The sequence below is a fragment of the Paenibacillus sp. FSL K6-1217 genome (genome assembly GCF_045040735.1).
In the GTDB taxonomy this organism is placed as follows: domain Bacteria; phylum Bacillota; class Bacilli; order Paenibacillales; family Paenibacillaceae; genus Paenibacillus_AQ.
In genome coordinates this window covers 1,312,515-1,334,995 of the sequence record NZ_CP150271.1, presented here as the reverse complement: position 1 = coordinate 1,334,995, position 22,481 = coordinate 1,312,515, and the positions used below count along the sequence as shown (strand labels likewise).

Genomic DNA, 22,481 nt, shown 5'->3' with positions numbered 1-22,481 from the left:
AGATGCTGTAGTTAATACTCTGAGGGAGAGATTATTGATGGCGATTGAACGTTTTGAAATCCGTGTGGCTGATGAAGTTCTTGAAGATCTGAGATACAGACTGGAGCATGTTCGCTGGCCCGATTTGTTAGAGCCGTCTGACTGGGACCGGGGAACAGATCAGGGTTATCTGCGGTCACTCGTTACCTATTGGCGGGACCAGTTCGATTGGCGCGCCCGGGAAGCGGAATTGAACCGCCTATCCCACTTTCGCTGTAATGTTGATGGGGTGGATATCCATTTCGTGCATGAACGCGGCAAAGGTCCTAGACCACAGCCTATTATCCTCACACACGGCTGGCCGGACAGCTTCCTGCGGTATGAGAAAATAATTCCCATGCTCACGGACCCAGTCCGTTATGGCGGGAATCCTGAAGACTCCTTCGATGTCATTGTCCCTTCTGTTCCAGGATTTGGTTTCTCAAACGGATTGAAGCGCAGGGGAATCAATATTGCCTATGTCGCTGAGCTGTGGTCCAAACTAATGACTGAACATCTGGGGTACTCTAAATTTGCAGCGGCTGGCGGAGATGTCGGCTCCGGTGTTACCAGGTATCTGGCCTTCAAACATCCTGAACTCCTAACCGGAATCCACCTTACGGATATCGGCCTGATCAAGAGTCTCCTGGCTGTGCAGGATAAGTCAGGGCTGACTGAAGAAGAGCTTCAGTACATCAAGAGTACTTCGCAGTGGATCGCCGATGAGGGGGCGTATATGTCGATTCAATCGACGAAGCCACAGACGCTTGCTTACGGACTTTCCGACTCTCCTGCAGGATTGGCGGCTTGGATCATTGAGAAATTCCGTGCCTGGAGTGATTGCAAGGGCGACCTGCGGCAGAGCTTCAGCGAGGATGAGCTGCTTACGAATATTATGATCTATTGGCTTACCAATACGGCAGGTTCTACCTCAAATATCTATTATGAGAATACCCACACGTTGCCGCCCTTGGGTTATATTGAAGTGCCTACGGGTGTTGCTGTATTCCCCGGAGACGTCGCCTTGCCGCCCAGGGAATGGGCTGAACGTAATCTGAACATCACAAGCTGGACTACAATGCCGCGCGGCGGGCATTTCACAGCGATGGAAGAACCTGAATCTCTGGCGCAGGACATCCGAGAATTCTTCAGACCCTTAAGGGCTTAATAAGCCTATCTTTCATAGCAAAATTGAGAGGTACCAGAAACAGCCAAGAGCAGCCTCCGACAAGGAAGCTGCTCTTGGCTGTAATTATATATCGGCAGGTTAAGTGTGAGAACAAGTCTACTTACCAGGCGCGGGAACACTCTCAGCGGGAGCGGGAGCAGGAGCAGGCACGCTCGCTGCCGGAGCAGGAGCAGGCACCACTTCGGGCAGCGCCTCGGCAGCGACCGGCGCCGGAGCAGGCCCGGAGTCAGACACGGTATTGCTTCCTTTCGGTACCGTTACAAGGGCACTCTCCGCAGGAGCGGCTACAAGCTCAGGTAACGCCTGAGCGGCAGATACCTGCTCAGCGGGAACTGTTACGGAATCAGCAGATTCAGCAGAACCAGCTACGAGTTGTCCTGCTTTATATTGCTGGACGGGGATGGTACTACTCTCGGCAGGCTGGGTTCCAGATACTTGAGCTGGCTCGGTTATTCCTCCTTCTGACGATTTAGAAGGAGCTATTTCGGAAGCGGTTGTTCGTGAATCCCCATCCTGCGTGTCCGCCACCACCTGCGGTGTAACCCTGGATGCTAAGGCAGCGGTAGAGGTGCTGATCCCTGCGATTAACAGGGCTGCGGCTACCGATAAGAATAGAGTTTGTCTGTTCAGCTTTTTGACGTTAAGCATATGGATTAATCTCCTTTGTAGTTGTTTGCCGTCACCGGATAGTAGAGCATAGAATGCTCCGGGCCGGTTTGTTGGTCCTGCCATGACACTCAGAATCGTTTCGCCATAGCGTTTGCGCTCCGTATGGGACATGTTCTGGACCACCTCCTGGTCACAGGCCAGCTCGCTCCAGGTATGAAGCCCGTTCCGCAGCGTGTACACGAGCGGATTGAACCAATGCAGCGCACGGATGGCCAGCAGCAAGGCCTTGAACCACAGATCCTTGCGCTTCAGATGAACCAGCTCATGGCGCAGCACCATCTCCATATCCAGATTGTCAGGACTCTGAACAGGCAGATAGATCACCGGTCTCCACAGACCGGCCAGAAAAGGACTTCGTGCGGCAGGAGTGTACATTAGCCGGACACTGCTTGTGAGGCAAAGCTGCTCCTTGACACTCTTCAGCAGAATCGCTGCCCTACTATCCTCCGGTACGAGGGTACGGGTACGTTCAAGCGCTCTGGTAAATCTGCGGTAAGCATAACACTGCCAGGCGGCAAAAGAGACGGTCCCTGCGGCCCAAATGCCCAGAAGGATATAGGCGGTACTTGTTGTTAAAGTTAATGTTGCAGGCTGGAGGGATGCCGCTATATTCCCGGTTAGTCCGCCAGTCTGCGTATTCTGTAGACTTGTTGCTACATGCGGTGTACTCAGGCGCGCTGCTATCCGCAGCAGAACAATAGCTATCGGGAATAAATAGAAGAACAAGGCCAGCTTAATGAGTCCATAACGCCACCTGGCCGGAACATGCCCGGTCGATAGTCTCCCCAGCGCATGGATGCTGAGAGTCACTACACTTCCGGCAACGGTTAACGTGATCAGCAGGTTTAGCAAGGTATTCATTGTCATCACCTACTTTTCCGAGAACCATTGCTTCAGCTCGTCAATATCCTGGTCCGACAGCTTGTCGCCGTCATACATGGCCGAGATCAGATTCTTGACCGAACCCTGATACAGCCCGTCCAGGACATGCTGAGTCTCCACCAGCTTATAGTCCTCAGGCGAAATGCCGGGGACGTATTTGTTGAGCCGTCCATGCCGGGTAGCGGTTAGAAACCCCTTATCCACCAGCCGCGACAAAAAGGTAGAGATCGTCTGCGCCTTCCAGTCCCTTCCCTTCTGCGCGAACTGGTTCAACAGCTCCGTTGAAGTTACGGGCGGCGTACTTGCCCATATCGCTTCCATCAGCTCTAATTCCGTATCCGATAACTTCTGAATCTTGTTCACTGTGAACACCTCTTAGATCTGTTATGCGTCCATAACATTATTACTACACTACGTAGTAGTTATAATCTACTACATAATGTAGTGGTTAGTCAACTGCGATGAGCGGTCCGTTCGATGGCATCAATCGTTTGCTCATACAACTGGTGCGGCAGGTCATGTCCCATGCCTTCAACGAGCATTAGCTCGGCGCCCGGGATGGAGGAAGCGGTGTCCTCTCCGCAGACCGGAACGAACAGGGGATCGTCCATCCCGTGAATGACAAGTGCAGGGACTTGTATGGCTGCCAGAAGCGGACGGCGGTCACCGGAGACCGCAATCGCGGCAATCTGCCGTCCTACGGTACCTGGGTCATAGTTCCGCCGCACTTCCTCCCTAATGAGTGCCCGGTAAGCCTCTTCATCAAATGGATAGCCAGTCCCTGCAATACGCTTGGCAAAAGCCATGCTGTGCACCAAAAATCCTGCCTCATCCTCAAGCGGGCTCGGCCCCGGGGCAGTCATCATCCCCATCACCTCCGGGGAAGCCTGCGGAAGGGTAGGATTCCCGGAAGTAGACATGATAGAGGTGAGCGACAGTATCCGGTCAGGATAGGTACTGGCTGCAAGCTGGGCGATCATTCCGCCCATGGACCGGCCAACGGCATGTGCCCGTTCAATCTCCAAAGCGTCGAGCAGTCCGATCACATCACTGGCCATATCATCGAGCGTGTAAGGCATGTCCGGCCGCTGTCCCGACATAAGCGCAGCCGCCAAGGCGTTGAAATCCATTGCCGGGTAATGGCTGTAATGTGTGGAGCATCCCGTGTCACGGTTGTCAAAACGGATCACCCGGAAGCCCCGGGTTGCCAATTGTTCACAAAAAGCTCCCGTCCAGCGGATCATCTGGGTTCCCAGTCCGGCAATCAAGAGGATAGCCTCGTCATTCTCGTTGCCAAAGCTGTCATATGCCAGCTCCATGCCGTTCGCTTGTATCATATTCATGGTCGATTCTCCTTCGATTCATCTTTTGGAAATGCACCTATCGCTAATTTCTTAACTTGGCTTCGGATATCAGGGGCCCAGTCCTGAGTGTATTGGTCAAAACGCTCCGAATCACCGGCATACAGCGCGCGCAGCGCTTCTTCGTAATGGCTGAAATCCCCGGCCATCGCTGTCATGAAGCTATAAGCTGCTTCCTGGGATTTGCGGATCACGCTCTGCGGTTCTCCGGCACGGCGGGCTTCATCCACCAGCTTGCGCAAGGTTACGGATGCCCCTCCAGGCTGGGCTTTGAGCCACTCCCACTGCCTTGGCAGCAAAGTAACCTCACCGGATACGACCCCCAGCTTGGGCCGTCCGGCCCGGCGCACGGTCTGAGGGTTCCCTTCTCCAGCGGGTGACTCCCCCACCGGTGCTTCTAATCCGGCAAGCACTTCACCCGTCTCCCCGCGCAAATCAACATCTATCGGCTTCCCCGTAGAATCATTAAAAATAAGCAGCCCGGCGAGCTCCCTGTCACTCAGCTTACTCTTCACCGCAGTAACCACGTGCTGTAAGGAACCGCTGGCAACGATCTCCACGCCCAAAAATGCCGTATAGCAAGAATGTTTCTGTTCAATACCCGTACTCATATGATATGTCGACCTCCCGTCTATTCGGCTTAATTATACCCGGGTAAAATTAAAATTGCAATATTACCCGGGTAAAAAACTACTTAATGTGATCGGTTTTTCGATTACATTTGGTTCACATGCCTCCGCCATGCCGAATGTGATCGATTTTCCGCCTACATCTCGCCTCACGCCTGCCTCTCCGAAAAACAACAAAAAAACGGCCCCCAAAACAAGGGCCGCATCAGCAAGCAGCGGAAGCGCTGCGTATTTAATTCACCGATTTATCATATTGCAGGTAGACAACATGTGTCTGGAGGTATTCGTTCAAGCCGTGCTTGCCGTCAGCGCCGCCGATGCCGGATTTTCTCCAGCCTGCATGGAAGCCCTGCATCGCTTCGAAATTCTCGCGGTTAATGTACGTCTCCCCGTATTTCAGCCGCTTGATCACTTTCATGGCGACATTCAGATTCTGCGTATATAGCGATGAGGTTAAGCCGAATTCACTGTCATTGGCGAGGGCAATCGCCTCGTCCAGGGTAGAGAATGAAATGACGGGGATAACCGGACCGAAAATTTCATCCTGCACAATCTCCATCTCATTCGTAGCGTCTATGATCACTGTCGGCTCGAAGAAGCTGCCTGTTCCTGCTACTTTTTTACCGCCAAGGGCAATCTTAGCCCCTTCCTGAACGGCCCGGTCCACCTTCTGCTGTACCGATTCCTGCGCGGCCTTGTTGATGAGCGGTCCCATCTGGATGTCCGTGTCCTTGAGCGGATCTCCGTACTTCACAGCCTTCATCGCTTCCACCAGCCGTGTGGTGAACTCTTCCTTGATATCCTCATGCACATAGACACGCTCCGCGCAGTTACAGACCTGGCCTGTATTAATGACCCGGGAAGCCACGATTGCCTGGACAGCCAGCTCCAGATCGGCATCCTTCATCACGATGGCCGGCGCTTTGCCGCCCAGTTCCAGACTGACCTTGATGATATTCTCAGCCGCAGCCTCCATCACCTTCTGCCCTGCCGGTACGCTGCCTGTAAGGCTAACCATGCCTACCTTGGCGTTACTCGACAGCTCGTTGCCCACTTCCGCCCCTCTGCCTGTGACAAGGTTGAATACCCCCTTGGGCAATCCGGCCTGATCCACGATCCGGCTGAACGCCACAGCATTGTTCGGAGATTCGGCGCTGGGCTTCACGACAATCGTATTGCCGGTGATAAGCGCCGGGGCCATTTTTCTGGCGATCAGGAAGAACGGGAAGTTCCAGGGCAGAATCCCCGTGGTGACGCCAATCGCTCTTTTGAAGACAAAAATATGCTCATTATCACGGTCGCTCTGCACGATCTCTCCCTCATAACGCCGTGCCCACTCCGCCATATAATCCAAATAATCCGCAGTGAAATGAACCTCTACGGTGGACAATTCCAGTGTCTTGCCGACTTCCTCCGAGATCAGCCTGGCGATGCTGTCCGCCTCTGCCCGAATACCATCAGCAATGGCATGCAAATACTTGCCGCGCTCTACTGCGGGAGTCTCCTCCCACTCGGCTTGGGCCTGCTCCGCTGCATCAATGGCACGTATGACATCATTCCTGGTTGCCTTGGGAACCTGTGATATGACTTCATCCGTTGCCGGATTGGTCACTTCCATCCACTCTTTGCCTTCGGATTCCGTAAACTGGCCGTTGATATACATGAAATGCTTAGTCACTGTTCATCCCCCTCAAGGTAGATTATTCCATTGTAGATTATTCCATTTGTCCAATTACCCAACCATAGTGTAAACGTTATCAATATTTATTGTCAATAAGTTTCACATTTTTTATTTGTTTTTGTGTTGTTTTTCATTGACTTGTTGAGTTAAGCTGTGAGTATAAGTTTTCATTGATGGGAGGGATGGGAGTGCGAGTCAGTATTTTTTCAACTTGTCTGGTAGATCTTATGGCTCCGAATGCCGGTATTGCCATGGTTGAGGTTCTGGAGCGGCTCGGGTGCGAAATTGATTACCCCGCTTCACAGGTCTGCTGCGGCCAGCCCACTTATAATAGCGGGTATCTGCAGGAATCCAAGCTTGCTATGCAGAACATGATGCTGGCGTTCGAAGCTTCGGATTATGTCGTAGGTCCCTCCGGCTCCTGCATTGCTATGTTTCATGAATATCCCAAGATCTTCAGCGGTGACCCCGGCTGGGAATTGAAAGCGGTTGCTCTAAAAGAGAAATCTTATGAACTCACCCAGTTCATTGTAAAAGTGTTGGGTGTCACTGATGTAGGTGCCACGCTCGAAGGTACGGCCACCTACCACCGCTCCTGCCATATGACGAGGCTGCTGGGTGAGAAGGAGACTCCCTTCCAGCTGCTGGAGCAGGTTAAGGGACTGAAGCTTGAGCCGCTCAAGAACAGCGACAACTGCTGCGGGTTCGGCGGCACCTTTGCGGTGAAGATGCCTGAAATCTCGGAGCAGATGGTCGATGAGAAATGCGGCTGTGTGCTGGATACCGGAGCGGATATCTTAATCAGTGCGGATATGGGCTGTCTGTTGAACATCGGGGGACGCCTGTCCCGTAAGGGTGAGCCGGTACGGGTCATGCATATTGCAGAGGTGCTGAACCAGCATACGCCTGCGGTCAAGTAGAAACGGCTATGCCGTTCTTTTGACGGACGGTACCGTTTCGGCGAGAAATAGAAGGATAATGTATAGCGTGAAACATATAAATTCTTATATTTCAATAAAAGGGGGAGACTGACTTGAGCCTGCAAACGGATTCACGTAACTTCAGCGAGCGGACCACGGAGGGCCTTGGGGATTCCTTTATGCGCAGTGCCGTGGGCTCGGCACAAGACAGCCTCAAGACACGGAGGCTGACAGCCGCTGCCGCGCTGGGAGATTGGGAGCAGTGGCGGACGGTCGGCCAGCTTATCCGTCAGCATACGCTGGCGAATCTGGACTTTTATCTGGAGCAGCTTGCGGATAATGTTGAGCGGCAAGGCGGACATATCTATTTTGCCGCAACCAAGGAAGAGGCCAGCAGTTATATACGGGATGTTATTGTACGCAAGCAGGCAACCCGGATCGTGAAATCCAAATCTATGGTTACTGAAGAGATTGAGCTCAACCATGTGCTGCTTGAAGCCGGTTGTGAGCTGATTGAGACCGATCTGGGAGAGTACATTCTGCAGATGGATGACTGGGACCCTCCCTCCCATATCGTAGCCCCTGCACTGCATAAAGACCGGGAGCAGATCAGACGCGTCTTCGCCGAGAAGCTCGGATATACCGGCGATGAGACGCCGGAGAAGCTGGCAGGGTTCGCCCGCACCGTCCTGCGCCAGAAGTTCCTGGATGCGGAGGTCGGGATTACGGGCTGTAACTTCGCCGTAGCCAATCTGGGGGCGATTAATCTGGTAACCAATGAAGGGAACGGAGATCTCACCGCTGCGATCCCCAAGACACATATCGCGGTCATGGGCATGGAGCGGATTGTGCCTACACTTGAGGAAATGGAGATTCTGGATAACCTGCTCTGCCGCAGTGCTGTCGGCCAGAAGCTGACCAGCTACATCACGGTCATGGGCCCCTCAGCGGCCGGTGAAACTGACGGACCGGAGGAATTCCATCTGGTGGTCGTTGATAACGGCCGCTCCGATATTCTGGGAAGTGAATTCAACGAGGCCTTGCAGTGTATCCGCTGCGGAGCCTGTCTGAATGTCTGCCCGGTCTACCGCCATATCGGCGGGCATGCTTACGGTTCCATCTACCCCGGTCCGATTGGGGCGGTAATTACACCGCTGCTGGGCGGTTACGGTGACTACAAGGAGCTTCCGTATGCCTCCAGCCTCTGCGGAGCGTGTACAGATGTCTGTCCGGTAAGAATTCCGCTGCATGAGCAGCTGATTATGCACCGCCAGAAGATTGTGGAGCAGAAGAGAACTGGCGCTTCCGACCGAATCCAGATGAAGGCGGCCGCCAAGCTGCTCTCCTCCCCTGCCCTGTTCGGCAGAACCCTTAGGCTCGCCCATTCTGCCAGCCGGATTATGAGCAAGCATGGTCGCATTGTTAGAGGACCGGCTCTGATTCAAGGCTGGATTAATACGCGGGACCTGAAGCAGCCCGTCAAGCAGAAGGACAGCTTCCGGGCATGGATGAAGGAGCGGAAAGGAGACTCAGAGCAATGACATCCAGGAATACAAGCGCGAACACGAGCACGAATACAAACACGAATAAGGAGGCTTTCCTGAATAGGATTGCCTCCAAGCTGGGCCGGGAACGGAAGACTGAGGTTCAGCGTCCGGCTATGCAGGAGCTCATTCCGGACAGCTACGGCCCGCTTACCCCAGAAGATCTGGTTGAGATGCTTAAGGAGCAATGCTTCTTCATCCACACTCAGGTGATTGAATCGACACGCGAGATTCTGCAACGAACGTTAGATGATCTGGTAGAAGCAAATGGCGGCGGGACGGTGATGACTTCCGGTGATCCGCGTTTCAGGGAATACGGGCTGGCCTTCCCGGATGCTGCCGTGTGGGAAGAAGCGGCGGGACGGGCGGAGAATATCAGGCGTGCTGAATCGGCGAATACAGCAATAGTCTTCGCCGACTGTGCACTTGCGGAATCTGGAACGGTTGTGGTGGAGAGCCGCCCCGATCAGGGCCGGTCACTCCACTTCCTGCCCGCCCATTATATTGCGGTGATTGAACGCGAGAAGCTGGTGCTTCGATCCACGGATGCCGCCGCAGCGCTTAACCGGAGAATTCAAGCCGGGGAACCGGTAGGCTCATCGATTAATTTCATCTCCGGTCCCTCCAATTCGGCAGATATTGAAATGAAGCTGGTAGTCGGGGTACACGGCCCGCTGAGGGCTACTTACGTACTTATTTGACACGAATTCTGTTCCTTAAGGACGGCATAGCCGATTCTACTTGTAATCCGTAACGTCGAATTCCCTGTCTTTATAATAGAATTTCCGGTCTTCCTCCGTAATCTCACGGACTATTCTGCACGGGCTGCCTACGGCGATCACATTATCGGGGATATCCTTGGTCACCACACTGCCCGCCCCGATGACGACGTTGTTCCCGATGGTTACGCCCGGATTCACAATCACATTGCCGCCGATCCACACATTGTTGCCGATGGTGATGGCAATCCCGTATTCATAGCCTGAATTGCGGGAATCGGGATGGAGCGGATGCCCGGCTGTATAGAGCGATACGTTCGGAGCAAACATCACATTATCGCCGATGGTCACCTTGCCGACATCCAGAATCGTACAGTTAAAATTAGCGTAGAAGTTGTTCCCTACTGTGATATTCGCTCCATAATCGCAGCGGAAGGGAGTCTCAATATGCACAAGCTCCCCCGTTGCGCCCAAAAGCTTACGGATCAGCCCGTCTCTCTCCTCATGTGCGTCGGGAGAGAGTGAATTCAGCTGATGAACCAGCATCCGGGCGGCTGTCCGTTCTTCGGTTAATCCGTCCAGCCACGCTTTATAAGGTAGTCCTGCAAGCATTCTTTCTTTCTGATTCATAAGATTCATAGGTGATTCCTGCCTTCTCTTAGTGTTGTGTATCCATGGGGTAGGTCCAGAAGGCTTCCTGCCCGAAGCGGAGCTGAATGTCCGCTGCCGTCAGCTCCTGACTGCCGACAAGCTCCGCCGCCTGAAATTGCGAACGGTGTGCCCGGATGGAGGCCATCTTCTTCTCCAGGACCGCAGTCACATCCACATGCACATCCGGTAGGCCGATATGCGCCTCATGGCCGATGGCGAATGCGACGCAGTGAACCGTTGGCCGCTCCGCAGGCGGAAGCTGCCGGACCGCCCGGATAACCGCAGCTCCGGTGGCATCGTGATCCGGGTGTACGCTGTAACCGGGATAGAACGTAATCACAAGAGACGGCGCCAGCTCGTGCAGTAGCGACAGCAGCGTATCATCCAGCAGCTGCTGATCCTCGAATTCAATCATTTTATCGTGGAAGCCGAGCATTCGTAAGTCTTGTATGCCGATAGCCTGGCAGGATGCACGCAATTCTTCCTTACGGATCACCGGCAGCGTCACCCGGCTGGCAAACGGCGGAATGCCCATATTGCGCCCCATCTCCCCGAGCGTCAGGCAGGCATAGGTAACTTCAGCACCAAGTTCTATATACTGTGCCAGTGTGCCTGCGGCAGCAAAGGCTTCATCGTCAGGGTGCGGAAACACCACCAGTATGCGCTTATGTTCTGTAGTCTGTGTATCGTTCATAGGTTCATTCCTCCCGGTGACATTATAGCTTAGTGAAATACTCGATAACAACCTCGCGGAAAATCTGGCCCGCCTGTGAAATATAGCGGTTCTTATGCCATAACAAAGCGATTTCCCTGACCAGTCCATGGTCCTCCAGCGGAATCAGACGGATATGATCCTGCGCATTCCTCGCCGTACCCGGTATGAAGGCTACTCCGATTCCGGCTTCCACCAGACCGATCAGCCGGGCCGGTTCGTCCCCCTCATACGCATAGCGTGGCATGAACCCTGATGCTTGGCAGACGGAATCCACCAGATCACGAATCCCGTAGCCCTGTTTGACACCGACAAACCACTCATCCTTAAGCTCTATCAAGGCGAGGCTCTTGCGGTCTGCCAGGGGGTGCCCGGCTGGAACGGCAAGGTAGATGTGATCGTTACAGACCACCTGACATTCAATCTCTTCCCCTCTCACCGGAGGGGAGGACAAGCAGAAATCAACTTCTCCCCGCTGGAGAAGGGCAATCATCTCCTGCATGGGCAGCATTTGTACGTGAAAATGGATGTCCGGCTGCCTGAGGCGAAACGCCCGGAGGATACCGGGCAATGTGCTTGCGGTGGTTACCGCTAATTCAAGGGTGCCGGACTCCAGACTATACAGGTCCTTAAGCTCCTGCCTCCCCTGCTCCAATTCAAACAGCGCCTTCTCTGCACGCTCAAGAAATCTGCGTCCCGGTCCATTTAACCGCAGCTTCCTCCCGCTCCGGTCGAACAATGGAACTCCAAGATCCTCCTCCAGCCGTTGAATAGTCTTGCTCAGGGAGGATTGGGTCACATGCAGCCTGTGTGCAGCCTCGGTCATATGCTCCAGGCGGGCAACCGTGATGAAATACTGCAATTGAAGAAGTTCCATATCCCGCCTCCATTCATTCCCTCGAGTCTATGAAATCATAACATGAAATGCGTTGGAGTAAATGACTCTTATCCTGTACGATAACTGTACAGTACTTGAGGGGGAATAACAATGAATGCACGGAACTGGTGGTTAATGATATCCGTTGGGCTGGGGATAATGCTTAACCCGCTTAACTCTTCAATGGTGGCTGTGGCGATCCCCAGGTTGCAGCATGCGTTCAAGCTTGAGTTCACCGTTGTCTCCTGGATTATTTTTTCATTCTATATTGGCAGTGCTGTTGCCCAGCCGGTCATGGGCAGAGCCAGCGATATCTTCGGCCGCAGGAGGATTTTTCTGGCCGGACTGGTCATCGTCTTCGCAGCCTCCCTGCTCGCGCCCTGGTCTCCGGGCTTCGGGGGACTTATCGTTCTGCGGGTTGTCCAATCCATCGGAACCAGTATGGTGGTGGCTGTTGGGATGGCTATCATCCGGGTGAATATTACAGACAAGCAAGCCTCTGCTCTGTCCGTGCTGTCGATGTTTACATCAGGAGCAGCAGCGGCAGGGCCGTTCATCGGCGGGGTCTTGATTCATCTGTGGGGCTGGTCTGCTATCTTCTATATTAACCTTCCATTTGTAGTCGCAAGCTTCCTGTTAGCCTGGAGAACCATCCCGCAAGACAAGCCATCCGCAGCTTTGTTGCCGAAGCCGTCCTTGCGGCAATGGATGAGCCGGATGGATGTGCCTGGAATCCTGCTGTTCACTGTGGGGCTGGTGGCTGTGCTTGGACAGATGCTGTCCGCCAAGTCCTCCGGTCATGTCTCCCTATTCAATGTAATCATCGGCCTGTCCGGGCTGGTCCTGCTTGCGGTCTTCGTAAGGCATGAGTTAAGAACAGCGATGCCCTTCATTCCTCTGCGTACCTTCGCCGGATATCCCGGGCTGATCCGTGTCAACGCCGAATTCATGCTGGTTAATCTGTTATTCTATTCCGTCTTCTTCGGTCTTCCTTCTTATTTGCAGCTTGTCCGTCAGGTCAGTGAATTCCACACCGGACTGCTGATGTTGAGTCTGGGCCTATGCTCGCTCGCCGTTTCTCCACTCGCCGGAAGATGGATCAATGCCTCAGGGCCCCGGCCGGCGCAGGCAGTATCGGCAATCCTCATGACCATCGGGTCGGTGTGGATTGTGATGCTGAGTCCGGCATCGCCTGTAATCAGTATCATTCTGGCCCTGGCTGCCTTCGGAATCAGCAACGGACTGAACAATGTCGCCATGCAAGCAGCCTTGTTCAATAACTCACCGAAAGAGATCATCGGGGTATCCTCCGGCTTATTCAGCACATCCAGATATTTCGGGACGATCCTGTCCTCCCTGCTGATCGGAATCATTATGGGCAATCAGTTCAGCTTCGGCGGATTCCGGGTGCTGGGCATGATCCTTGCCGTGATTGCCCTGTGTCTGGTGTTCATGTCCCGGCGGCGCAAGATAACTGAGCAGAAGTCCACATAGTATAACTCACTTTGACAGTTGAATAAGTTCTGACATCCTCCATAAAAGAGGCTTCCGCCACAGTCCGGATGACAGCGGGGAAGCCTTCAACCAATATGGAAGATCTACGCTTCTGTCAGAAGCTGCTGCAGCTTGCCTGCAACAACTTCGCTATCCGGGAATAGAGCTTCCGCGCAGGAAAGAATGCGAATTGCCTCCTCCAAGTGACCGCTATAACTTAAGGTATCAGCAATCCGTACAAATTCAAAATCCGCCTCATAATACGCGTTCTGCTCCGAACGGCGGATACGCTGGCATTCGTTAATGGCCGCAGCGGTGCCGCTGGTTATAACAGTCTTGGCAAGATGATGCACCATTGACTGCTTAAACTGGCGGACCTCTATGCCCAGCAGCAGATCCAGAATAGGACGGGTTACACTGCCCAGCCATACATGGTCACAGTTGGTCATTATGGAGATACCCAGGTTGTCATCCGGAAGCAGAATCAGTTCACTGAGGAATCCGGTATCCCACCCGGAATGCGAGAGTATCCGGGAGCCATTATAGTGGCCCAGGAACCAGCCCAGACCCACATCTTCATGCTCCGGCCCCCAGCCTGTAGCCATAGTAGGACTCCACATCTGTTCATAGCTGCCGGGTTGTAGGGCGTTATATCTGTCCTCAGCCTGCCCCTGCCCGAGGTGCATCTGCATATATTGGCACATCTCCTGTGCATTCGTATACAGTGTGGAGCTGGGTGCATGCGCTCTATGGTAAGGGAACACTTCGCTTACATAAGGGCCGTAACCTGTAGAGTTCCTAAGCACGTGAGGAGCAGCCAGATCCCTTTCGATCTCCTCTTTCAAAAAAGAACTCGATTTCATCCCCGCCGGTTCAAGAATATTACGGCTTATATATTCCTCGAAGCTTAGCCCGCTAACCTTGGCAATCAGATCCCCTAGTATCTCATAACCGATATTACTATAGGCAAAAAGAAGACCGGGTTCGCTCAACAGCTTGCGGCGGCTGATACTTTTGACATACCGTTCGAGACTCTCTTCGTCGTATTCGGGCCGGTCCCAGGCATAGTCGTCCTCATCCGGTATCCCGGAGGTATGATTCAACAATTGTCTTACTGTAATCTGATGATAGCGTTCGTCGTTCATTCTGAAATACGGAAGATAGCTCACGATAGGTGAGTCCAGCTCTACCTGCCCACGCTCTGCCAATTGCATCACAGCCGTAACTACGAAGGTCTTGGAGACGGATGCCTGGTGAAAAAGAGTGCTGTTAACCACAGGCTCACCTGTAGACACATTAGCGCTGCCATACTCTCCTGTAAAAAGAATCTTGTCCTCACTAACGATCCCCACCTGTAGTCCGGTAAACGGTCCATTCTCCATAAAACGGGTCAGCATCGTGTGAAGCTCTTGTACTCTGCTCTGATATGTATTCATTCCGGTTCCCCCAGTTCTTATATGTACTGGATCAATATAACATCCGGGGAGCATACAAAATGTGTAAAAAACAGCTTAATCCGAACTTTACTCAGCCTACCCCTCAACCACATCGGCCCGCAGGTCCGTGGCAATCTCAAGGATCACCGGTACAATAGCTTCCATGGACAAGGCCACGTACAGATCGCCCATGTACAGCCGGAACGGGTACTCCATGCCTTCATGACTCCACATGAAAAAATCCCCCTCGATCGACATCGTGCTCTCCGCACCTTGAACGGTATAGACCTGTGAATAACTGAAGCCGGATTTACCGGCAAAGTACTGCTGGCATTCCTCCAGAGTAAGAGCCTGCTCTGCATTCTCTTCCTGCATGGATCGGGTGATACGTAAACGCTGGCTCATCGATGATCCTCCACAAATTTAATATTCAGGTTAAAAACCCGTTAGTGTTAACTCCGTTAATTAATATCCGCGGGGTTGATGATTGCAAGGATCTGGTGGTCCTTCCATACGCCGCGGATATTCACATTCAGCCGGGCAATACCTTCCTTGTGGAACCCAGCGTGCTCAAGCACACGGATGGAGCCGGGGTTGTCCGGGGAAGCTTCTCCTGTAATCCGGTGGAACTTCAGCTCCTCGAAGGCATAGCGCACGACCTGCTTCACTGCCTCCGTCATGTAGCCTTTACCGTTATAGTCTTTGTCCAGACTGTACCCGATCATACAGCTCTGCAAGGGTCCCCGCACGACAAAAGATAGGCTGACACTGCCGATAATCCGGCGGTCAGCCTTGTGAATCACCACAAAGTCATATCTCTCGTCCGCCGCCCTGTCCTCTGCATACTGCACAATCTTCTCACGCTGATACTCATCGGTGTAGAAGTCTTCACTGATCTCTGGCGAATGCTCTTCAAAAAAAGCACGGTTGCGTAAATACAGCCCCGTCAGTTCAGCGGCATCTTCAGGCTCGGGAAACCGGATATATACCCGTTGTTCTGTCATCTCTAGGCCTCCAATCTAATTGCAGCATACTGCCGCTTCCTCTGGCTGTTCCTTGCATTCCGGGAAGCGATAGGTCCAAAAGCGTTCCGTACCGTACTTGCCGCAGATGGCCGGATCGGTTGGTTTAAGACCGCCAAGCACTTTCTCGGGCTGGAACTGGGTGCGGTGCGCCAGAATGGACTCGATTTTGATATGGATAAAAGGCGTTACATCGATGATTACATCGGCTGCTCCAATACGCTGCTGATGGCCGTTCGAGAAAGCCACGCTATGTACAACCGGACGCTCCGCAGCAGGAAGCCGGGCAATCGAACGGATCACCGCTGCACCGGTGGCATTATGATCCGGGTGCACGCTATAACCGGGGTAGAACGTAATAACCAGCGACGGCTTCAGCTCCTTGACCAGCGACAATATCCGGTTATCGAGCAGCGCCGGGTCTTCGAACTCAATCATTTTATCATGGAAGCCCAGCATCCTCAGGTCCCCAATCCCGATAGCCTTACAGGAAGCCTCAAGCTCCGCTTGGCGGATGGCGGGCAGGGTCGTGCGGTTTGCTATGAGCGGAACCCCCATGTTCCGGCCCATCTCCCCCAGCGTCAGACAGGCATAGGTAATCTCTGCACCTGCTGCGATATACATCGCCAGTGTCCCGGATACGAAGTAGGCTTCGTCGTCGGGATGGGGAAGCACCACCAGGATTCTTTTATTCTTCATAGATCTGTTATTCATGGCTGCTTACTCCTTCAATTTCACAAGTGGAAACGGCATTGAGATAAGGACAATTATAGCGCGAAGCATATACTTTCTTATCCTTTTTAAAAAGGGGTCCGGCTAAGCTGCAACGCCACAATCAGCTTGCCCTGACTGTCATGACCGGCCAGAATCAGCCGCTCCGTATCGTGCTCATCCACATGGGTAAGTCCCTCGGCATAGATCCAGCCCTTCTCAGTCTTGAGCCCAACCCGGTAAGGCCCTGTCCCTGAGATGGAGCCGTGGGTGTAACGGATCTCGGCATTGCTGATGAATGCTGAGCCCGGCGGACGGGTGCTGTCGAAGTGGCTGGCATAAGCGCCGGTGGTAAGTTCGAGATGGATATATAGATTCACGCCGGTGAAATCGTCGATTCGAGTCTGAATGGCCTGGGGCTTAATGAGCTGCATAATGTCCTCCTATAGTGTAAAAGAATAGCTGGTTCCAGTGCATTCATTATACATGAAATCCCTGAAGCTCAAAACCTGGAAGAGTTGCACCGGCTAACTTGTCCAAGCAAAAGAAAACGGGCCTGCCTAAGGAATTCCATGAATTCCTTAAGCAAGCCCGGTGCAAATCCACGCCATCTACAGATTATAGACAAAGCTGACCTTACCATTATTATTAAAATAAACGTATTGATCTCCGTAAACGAAATATCTTAATTCTTCATTCACTTGATCTGGATCACCCCAAGACAAGTAGACTTCCGTCACACTCATCCCGCTGATCACCTGCTCTTCACGGATGGCAGCCCACATCTTATCAGTGACCTTGAAGACAGTACGCGGATTTTTGAAATAAAACATTTTGTCCACATACTCACTATAGTCATCGAGTGGTTCAATCTCGAGCGGAACCTCCTGTCCGTTAGCCCGGCGGATGATCATTTCTAAATTACCACTTGCTGGGTTCGAGCGGAAATTGGCGATGGTTGCTTTCTCAAAGTTCTTGAACGGACTATCTGGAATCATGGCGTTCCGGGTCCACACCGTTAGTCCATTATAGTAATACTTCAAATAGTCTATACTCTCCATGGTGTACATGGTATTGTCCACAAAATCGTTCAAGTCCAGGACCCACTCGGTTCCGGCTTCATTTTGCATCACAAAGTTCTGGTTGTAATCATCAACGTACTGTACACTTTTCACCCAGTGACTTCCCGGATGTCCATATAAGTAGACCTTTTTGCCAAGCACAATGCCCATCGTTCCAGGCAGTTTGCTGATCGCGTAGAGCATACTGTTGCTCTTATTCTTGCCGTCCTCTGTGCTCCAGACGAACAACGCTATAGCGCTGGAGGCATATTTGCCGTCGATCGCTCCGAGCTTCAACAGAGTTTTGAAGGCTACATAGTTGGTATTCTTATACAAGATGGAGTTATCCTTGTTCAGCTTGGTGCTTCCTTTGCTGCCTGTGAGCGTTACGCCAGTGGCACCTGCCGCCACAGTGAAGCCCGGAATCTGACCGGCCAGCTTGACCGGTACATAGGCAGAGCCATTTACGAGTACGGATTTCACAGGTGAGATAAGAAGCTTGCCTTCGACAAATGTAGCAATCTCCGTATACGCCGGTGCGGCTGCGGCCGCTGCCTGTCCGGCGCCTCCCGGATAGACCAGTCCGAGCGTAAGCAGCAGAGTGGTGAGCAGTAATGCAAGTTTTTTCATAGATGTTCTAATTCCTTCCCCCAATGTAAGTTAGGTGTCCCGGCAAGGTGCCGGAATCTTCCAGATCAGTACATTCGACAAGAAGTTAATTATTTCCTTCATTACACAGACTAAGTGGCAGAGAATGTCTTAGAATTTTATTTGCTTAAAGGTTGTTGTATATCTATCAATTATTTTCTTAAAAGCACCTCTGCTATCCTTAATTAAATCTAGATTACTTCGATATGCTATTTCCTCAACCAGTTGATCAATGCCCTTATCGTCAGTTGTTATTTTTTCTTCTGTAATAATATGATTAAAAGCATAGATGCATTGTTCAATCTGTGACTTTGCCCAGGTACCGCGTTCAAACCGTTTTTTGAGCCGTCTCTCAATAGTTTCCTTTTCAGCATAGAGAATGAAATGATTTACCTGTATTCCGTCCAAAATTAGGCGACCAATTATTTCATCATAATATTGACGCTTAATCAATGTCATAGGTACAAAAATAGTACCCTGGTGGGCTGAAGACAAATATTTCAACATCTCATAATTAAATATACGCCATTGAGTATGATCTTGAAAATTGGGTTCATGTAAGTCGAGAGGTATATTTTTACGGATAAAATAGCCTATGTTCTCAGGATCATATACAAATGAATTAGGCAGTCTTTTGTTTAATTCATAGGTACAAGTCGATTTGCCGGAGCCGTAGGCTCCATTTATCCAAACGATCATTTTAGCACCTCATCATAAAAATACTTACTTCGGAATACGGATCACAAACACCGTCGGCTCCCCTTCCCTGCTCTCCAGCAGCAGCGAGCCTTCCATCTTCTCCACGTTCTTCTTCGCAATGGAGAGACCGAGCCCTGTCCCGCCGCTTGCTGTCGTCCGGGCCTCATCTCCCCGTACGAACGGATCAAAGATGGTGGACCACAGCTCCTTCGGAATGCCGACTCCATTGTCCGCAATCTCGATCCGAATCTCCGTATCCTCGGGAATCACGGATACCCGGATGCGCGTCCCTTCCTGATTATAGGCAAGGGCATTGGAGATCAGATTGTTGATGACACTGGCGAACAGCTCGGGATCATAACGGGCATGGACCTCTTCATCGGGCACCTGAAGGTGAAGCTCGAAGGCTTTTTGCTCAATCTCGCCGTAGGTGTCGGCAATAATCTCCCGCAAATGGTCGCCCAGCTCAAGGCGCTCTATGCGCAGGATGAAATCCGGTGAGTCGAGCTTAAGCAGATCCAGCATATGCGTAATGAGCTTCGTAACCTGCACAGACTTGGTGTAGATGTAATTCAAATATTTCGTCTGCCGCTCGGGGTCGGTCACGCGTCCTTCGATAAGAGCCTGCGCGTAGCCCTGGATGCTGGTAATCGGGGTCTTCAGATCATGCGACAGATCAACCATCAGCCGCTGCTTGCTCTTCTCGGCCTGGCGCTTCTCCTCGGTGGTCTTCTCAATTACATCCGCCATATAGTTGAAGCTGTGGCCGATCCGCAGGAACTCCGTCTCCGCATAGAGGGCGATCCGCGTATTGTAATGCCCCTCCATCATGCGGTTCAAGCCTAGATTCAGCACCCGCAGCGGCTTCTTGATCCGTCTGGAGACCCAATAGCTGTACACGAAGATCAGCAGCAGAATCAACCCGCTGACCAGGAATACATAAAAGAACACCGAATGATTCAGATAGGAGACCAGAAACTCGTTGTTAATGGAGATATTGATTACATCGCGGGGAATCTTAAGCAACATCCAGGCTGCCCCGGTGTCCCCCTCCGTTACTCTTGTCATAGAATAATAGAAGGGCTGGTCGCTGCGGTTCTCCAGTCCCAAATACAGGCTGTCCTCGTCATAAACCTGAACCTCATCCTGCTTCTCGCCAACCACCTGGATGACCCGCTTGCCGGAATCGAGCAGCTCCAGCCAGCCCCCGCTCTTCAGCAGACGGTCACTCTCCGGCCCTTGGCCCATCTCATTCAGGTACGCCCCGGCCTCCACAGAGAGATTGGGGTCAGGCTTCATTTGCTCCCGGATGACCTGGGCAATATCCTTTTGGACGAATAGATAGACCACTAACACCAGCATCAGCAGCATACAGTTGAACAGAAGGAAGTCGATGGTCAGTGACGTCTGCAGCGGGCGGTTATCCCTACTTTTCCACGGGTGCTTCAATTTTGTACCCCAATCCCCTGATCGTCTTCAGGTATTCCGGTCTCTTGGAATCTCGTTCGATCTTGTCGCGGATATTGCTGATGTGCACCATAATGCTGTTGTCCTCGTAGACATAGAAATCTTCCCAGACGGTCTCATATATTTTCTTGCGTGTAAATACGCGGCCCGGCTGCTGCATCAAGAGCTCCAGGATTTTGTATTCGGTAGAGGTCAGAGCGACGGCCTCCCCGGCCACCTCAACCTGACAGGTGCTCCGGTCCAGCGTCAGCCTGCCAAGCACGATCTGCTCATTCGGCTTCTCTTCCTCCGCTGCCTTGGCATCGAACTGATGCACCCGCCGCAGCATAGCCCCGGCACGCGCAACTATCTCCAGGGGATTGAAGGGCTTGGAGATATAGTCGTCCGCTCCCAGCTCCAGCCCCAGAATTTTGTCATGATACTGGCTCTTGGCGGACAGGAACAGTACAGGGAAATGCTCATGCTCACGAATCCGCTTCAGCAGCTGCAGTCCGTCCATCCCCGGCATCATAATATCCAGAATGGCCAGGTCAATCTTGTTATTCTGCATCAGCTTAAGCGCTTCAATTCCGTTCTCTGCCGTCAAAATATGATATTCCTTCTCCAGATATAGCTGCAGAAGCTCAACAATCTCCGATTCGTCATCGGCTATGAGAATGGTATACATGGTGAATCCCCCTCTATCTTGTCATGCAAGCCCCGCTCTTTGTAACTATAGCCTGCCATTCTTAATCCAGTCTAAACCAAATCTAAAGAAAAGATAAAGAATATCTAAGGCGCACACAAGATTTGAACTTTAAGCTTCATCGTCACTGCGGTGAACATTTGGACTTCCGGCCGCTGTTGACTCCAGATTTCTTCTATTAGACCGCTGTGCGCGGTTGAAATCCGGAGTCAAAGGCGGTCGCTACCGCTCCTACAGTTCCAAATTTCCCCTCCGCTTCTTTTGCTTTTTGTTTATTTCTTAATTGCTTCTTATACTGGACGGTCCTTTAGCTCAGCTTCGCTGCTGATAAGAAATAATAGCCCGAAACAGACAAAAATAACAGCCCGCACAGCCAATGAATGGCGCAACGGACTGTCTTATGAGGTATATGCTGGCTTATGCAGCTCTTACTGGTAAGGATGCAGGATCATTTTACACCGTAGGTACGGTTCCGCCGTCAATCACGTACTCGGCACCCGTAATGGATGCAGCGCGGTCGGAAGCGAGGAAGGCGACCAGCTCGCCCACCTCCTCAGGGAAGCCGGGGCGTCCGATGGGTATGCCGCCCAGCGCGTCCATTACCGATTGCAGCGCACTTTCCACACTGCCTGTCACCTCCGCGATACTCTTCAAGAAGTCCCCGGCTGCTTCGGTTTGAATGAAGCCCGGCGCGACCCGGTTCACCCGGATGCCCTTCGGAGAGAATTCCTTTGATAAGCTCTTGCTGTAACTGCTTAACGCAGCTTTGGCGGCTGCATAGGGGATGGTCGATTCGATCAGCGGCAGCACTCTTTGAATGGAAGAGATGTGGATGATGACTCCCTTGCCCTGCTCCAGCATGAGCGGGATCAGTCCCCGGTCCAGCCGCACAGCTGCCAGCAGGTTCAGATTCAGCGCATCCATCCAGTGTTCATCGGATGTTGCGAGAAATCCCCCAGCCGGTGTTGAGCTGCCGCCAGCGTTATTCACCAGAATGTCGATCCGCCCGAACCGGGCTTTGACTGCGGCAATGACTCGCTCCACGCCTTCGGGCGTGGACAGATCGGCCTGGACGAACAAATCCGAAGAGGGCCCTTCCGTCGGAAGTGTCCGGGCAGTAGTCATAACTTCAGCTCCTGCCGCTGTGAACCGGGCAGCGATTGCCTGTCCCATCCCCTTGGTACCGCCTGTTACCAGGATTCTTTTGCCTTCGTATTCTGTCATTGGGTTTGCATAAGTTATAGCCATCGTTACAGCCTCATTTCATTAGGGATTCCTCAGGTTAGGCTGGAAGTCTAGCTGCCCTAAGGTCTATATGTATATCTTAAGACTTGATTAATATGAGCGTCTAATTTATTATTTTCATTAAATTCATTAATAATATTAATATAAAAAGGAGGCTGTCT

23 protein-coding genes are annotated in these 22,481 nt (G+C 52.3%); 5 read left to right on the top strand and 18 right to left on the bottom strand.

Annotated features, from left to right (window positions below):
• Window positions 1-37 precede the first annotated feature (37 nt).
• Window positions 38-1,186, top strand: coding sequence for an epoxide hydrolase family protein (locus tag MHH28_RS05725; RefSeq protein WP_405112903.1), 1,149 nt, complete (start codon window positions 38-40; stop codon window positions 1,184-1,186).
• 117 nt (window positions 1,187-1,303) lie between these two features.
• On the opposite strand, the gene MHH28_RS05720 is transcribed toward MHH28_RS05725, so the two are convergent.
• The 5 genes from MHH28_RS05720 to aldA all read right to left on the bottom strand — a co-directional run bounded on the left by MHH28_RS05720 (window position 1,304) and on the right by aldA (window position 6,411).
• Entirely contained in the window at window positions 1,304-2,737 is a 1,434-nt protein-coding gene (locus MHH28_RS05720; protein WP_405112901.1) for a M56 family metallopeptidase, read from the bottom strand.
• 9 nt (window positions 2,738-2,746) lie between these two features.
• Window positions 2,747-3,121 carry a BlaI/MecI/CopY family transcriptional regulator gene (locus MHH28_RS05715; protein WP_405112899.1) on the bottom strand — a complete coding sequence of 125 codons (375 nt, stop codon included), beginning with the start codon at window positions 3,119-3,121 and terminating at the stop codon, window positions 2,747-2,749.
• Window positions 3,122-3,210: 89 nt separating this feature from the next.
• Window positions 3,211-4,101, bottom strand: a complete 891-nt coding sequence (locus tag MHH28_RS05710; RefSeq protein WP_405112897.1) for an alpha/beta fold hydrolase — start codon at window positions 4,099-4,101, stop codon at window positions 3,211-3,213.
• Entirely contained in the window at window positions 4,098-4,730 is a 633-nt protein-coding gene (locus MHH28_RS05705) for a DUF2239 family protein (protein ID WP_405112895.1), read from the bottom strand. Before MHH28_RS05705 ends, MHH28_RS05710 begins: the two co-directional genes overlap by 4 nt.
• Window positions 4,731-4,980: 250 nt before the next feature.
• Window positions 4,981-6,411, bottom strand: coding sequence for an aldehyde dehydrogenase (aldA, locus tag MHH28_RS05700; RefSeq protein ID WP_405116866.1), 1,431 nt, complete (start codon window positions 6,409-6,411; stop codon window positions 4,981-4,983).
• A gap of 206 nt (window positions 6,412-6,617) precedes the next feature.
• Between aldA and MHH28_RS05695 the strand changes: the two genes are divergently transcribed.
• The 3 genes from MHH28_RS05695 (at window position 6,618) to MHH28_RS05685 (ending at window position 9,594) form a co-directional block, all read left to right on the top strand.
• Complete coding sequence (locus MHH28_RS05695) at window positions 6,618-7,349, top strand: (Fe-S)-binding protein (protein WP_405112893.1); 732 nt, start codon at window positions 6,618-6,620, stop codon at window positions 7,347-7,349.
• Between the two features lie 113 nt (window positions 7,350-7,462).
• Complete coding sequence (locus MHH28_RS05690) at window positions 7,463-8,890, top strand: LutB/LldF family L-lactate oxidation iron-sulfur protein (protein ID WP_405112891.1); 1,428 nt, start codon at window positions 7,463-7,465, stop codon at window positions 8,888-8,890.
• Window positions 8,887-9,594, top strand: a complete 708-nt coding sequence (locus MHH28_RS05685) for a lactate utilization protein C (protein WP_405112889.1) — start codon at window positions 8,887-8,889, stop codon at window positions 9,592-9,594. The genes MHH28_RS05690 and MHH28_RS05685 overlap by 4 nt, the downstream gene beginning before the upstream one ends.
• A gap of 36 nt (window positions 9,595-9,630) precedes the next feature.
• On the opposite strand, the gene MHH28_RS05680 is transcribed toward MHH28_RS05685, so the two are convergent.
• Genes MHH28_RS05680 through MHH28_RS05670 form a run of 3 tightly spaced genes read right to left on the bottom strand, consistent with a single transcriptional unit; the run spans window position 9,631 to window position 11,852 of the window.
• Window positions 9,631-10,242 carry a sugar O-acetyltransferase gene (locus MHH28_RS05680; RefSeq protein ID WP_405112887.1) on the bottom strand — a complete coding sequence of 204 codons (612 nt, stop codon included), beginning with the start codon at window positions 10,240-10,242 and terminating at the stop codon, window positions 9,631-9,633.
• Between the two features lie 28 nt (window positions 10,243-10,270).
• Window positions 10,271-10,957, bottom strand: coding sequence for a bacillithiol biosynthesis deacetylase BshB2 (gene bshB2, locus MHH28_RS05675; RefSeq protein WP_405112885.1), 687 nt, complete (start codon window positions 10,955-10,957; stop codon window positions 10,271-10,273).
• Window positions 10,958-10,979: 22 nt separating this feature from the next.
• Entirely contained in the window at window positions 10,980-11,852 is an 873-nt protein-coding gene (locus MHH28_RS05670) for a LysR family transcriptional regulator (protein ID WP_405112883.1), read from the bottom strand.
• Between the two features lie 111 nt (window positions 11,853-11,963).
• Here MHH28_RS05670 and MHH28_RS05665 point away from each other — a divergent pair, with 111 nt between their 5' ends.
• Window positions 11,964-13,346, top strand: coding sequence for an MFS transporter (locus MHH28_RS05665; protein WP_405112881.1), 1,383 nt, complete (start codon window positions 11,964-11,966; stop codon window positions 13,344-13,346).
• A 104-nt stretch (window positions 13,347-13,450) separates the two neighbouring features.
• Here the strand turns inward: MHH28_RS05665 and MHH28_RS05660 are convergent, their stop codons facing one another.
• From MHH28_RS05660 to MHH28_RS05615, 10 genes are all read right to left on the bottom strand, one after another.
• Entirely contained in the window at window positions 13,451-14,782 is a 1,332-nt protein-coding gene (locus MHH28_RS05660; protein ID WP_405112879.1) for a serine hydrolase domain-containing protein, read from the bottom strand.
• 96 nt (window positions 14,783-14,878) lie between these two features.
• Complete coding sequence (locus MHH28_RS05655; RefSeq protein WP_405112877.1) at window positions 14,879-15,187, bottom strand: hypothetical protein; 309 nt, start codon at window positions 15,185-15,187, stop codon at window positions 14,879-14,881.
• A gap of 56 nt (window positions 15,188-15,243) precedes the next feature.
• Window positions 15,244-15,786 carry a GNAT family N-acetyltransferase gene (locus MHH28_RS05650; protein WP_405112875.1) on the bottom strand — a complete coding sequence of 181 codons (543 nt, stop codon included), beginning with the start codon at window positions 15,784-15,786 and terminating at the stop codon, window positions 15,244-15,246.
• A gap of 15 nt (window positions 15,787-15,801) precedes the next feature.
• Window positions 15,802-16,518: a bacillithiol biosynthesis deacetylase BshB2 gene (gene bshB2, locus MHH28_RS05645; protein WP_405112873.1), complete on the bottom strand. Its 717-nt coding sequence runs from the start codon at window positions 16,516-16,518 to the stop codon at window positions 15,802-15,804.
• An 86-nt stretch (window positions 16,519-16,604) separates the two neighbouring features.
• On the bottom strand, window positions 16,605-16,949 hold the full coding sequence (locus MHH28_RS05640) for a YojF family protein (RefSeq protein WP_405112871.1): 345 nt from the start codon (window positions 16,947-16,949) through the stop codon (window positions 16,605-16,607).
• A gap of 177 nt (window positions 16,950-17,126) precedes the next feature.
• Entirely contained in the window at window positions 17,127-18,206 is a 1,080-nt protein-coding gene (locus tag MHH28_RS05635; protein ID WP_405112869.1) for a hypothetical protein, read from the bottom strand.
• Between the two features lie 129 nt (window positions 18,207-18,335).
• Entirely contained in the window at window positions 18,336-18,923 is a 588-nt protein-coding gene (locus tag MHH28_RS05630) for a tunicamycin resistance protein (protein ID WP_405112867.1), read from the bottom strand.
• A gap of 24 nt (window positions 18,924-18,947) precedes the next feature.
• Window positions 18,948-20,372 (bottom strand): sensor histidine kinase, encoded by a 1,425-nt coding sequence (locus MHH28_RS05625; RefSeq protein ID WP_405112865.1) that lies wholly within the window; start codon window positions 20,370-20,372, stop codon window positions 18,948-18,950.
• Window positions 20,350-21,057 carry a response regulator transcription factor gene (locus MHH28_RS05620; RefSeq protein WP_405112863.1) on the bottom strand — a complete coding sequence of 236 codons (708 nt, stop codon included), beginning with the start codon at window positions 21,055-21,057 and terminating at the stop codon, window positions 20,350-20,352. The genes MHH28_RS05625 and MHH28_RS05620 overlap by 23 nt, the downstream gene beginning before the upstream one ends.
• A gap of 471 nt (window positions 21,058-21,528) precedes the next feature.
• Window positions 21,529-22,323: an SDR family oxidoreductase gene (locus MHH28_RS05615; RefSeq protein WP_405112861.1), complete on the bottom strand. Its 795-nt coding sequence runs from the start codon at window positions 22,321-22,323 to the stop codon at window positions 21,529-21,531.
• Between the last annotated feature and the right edge of the window lie 158 nt (window positions 22,324-22,481).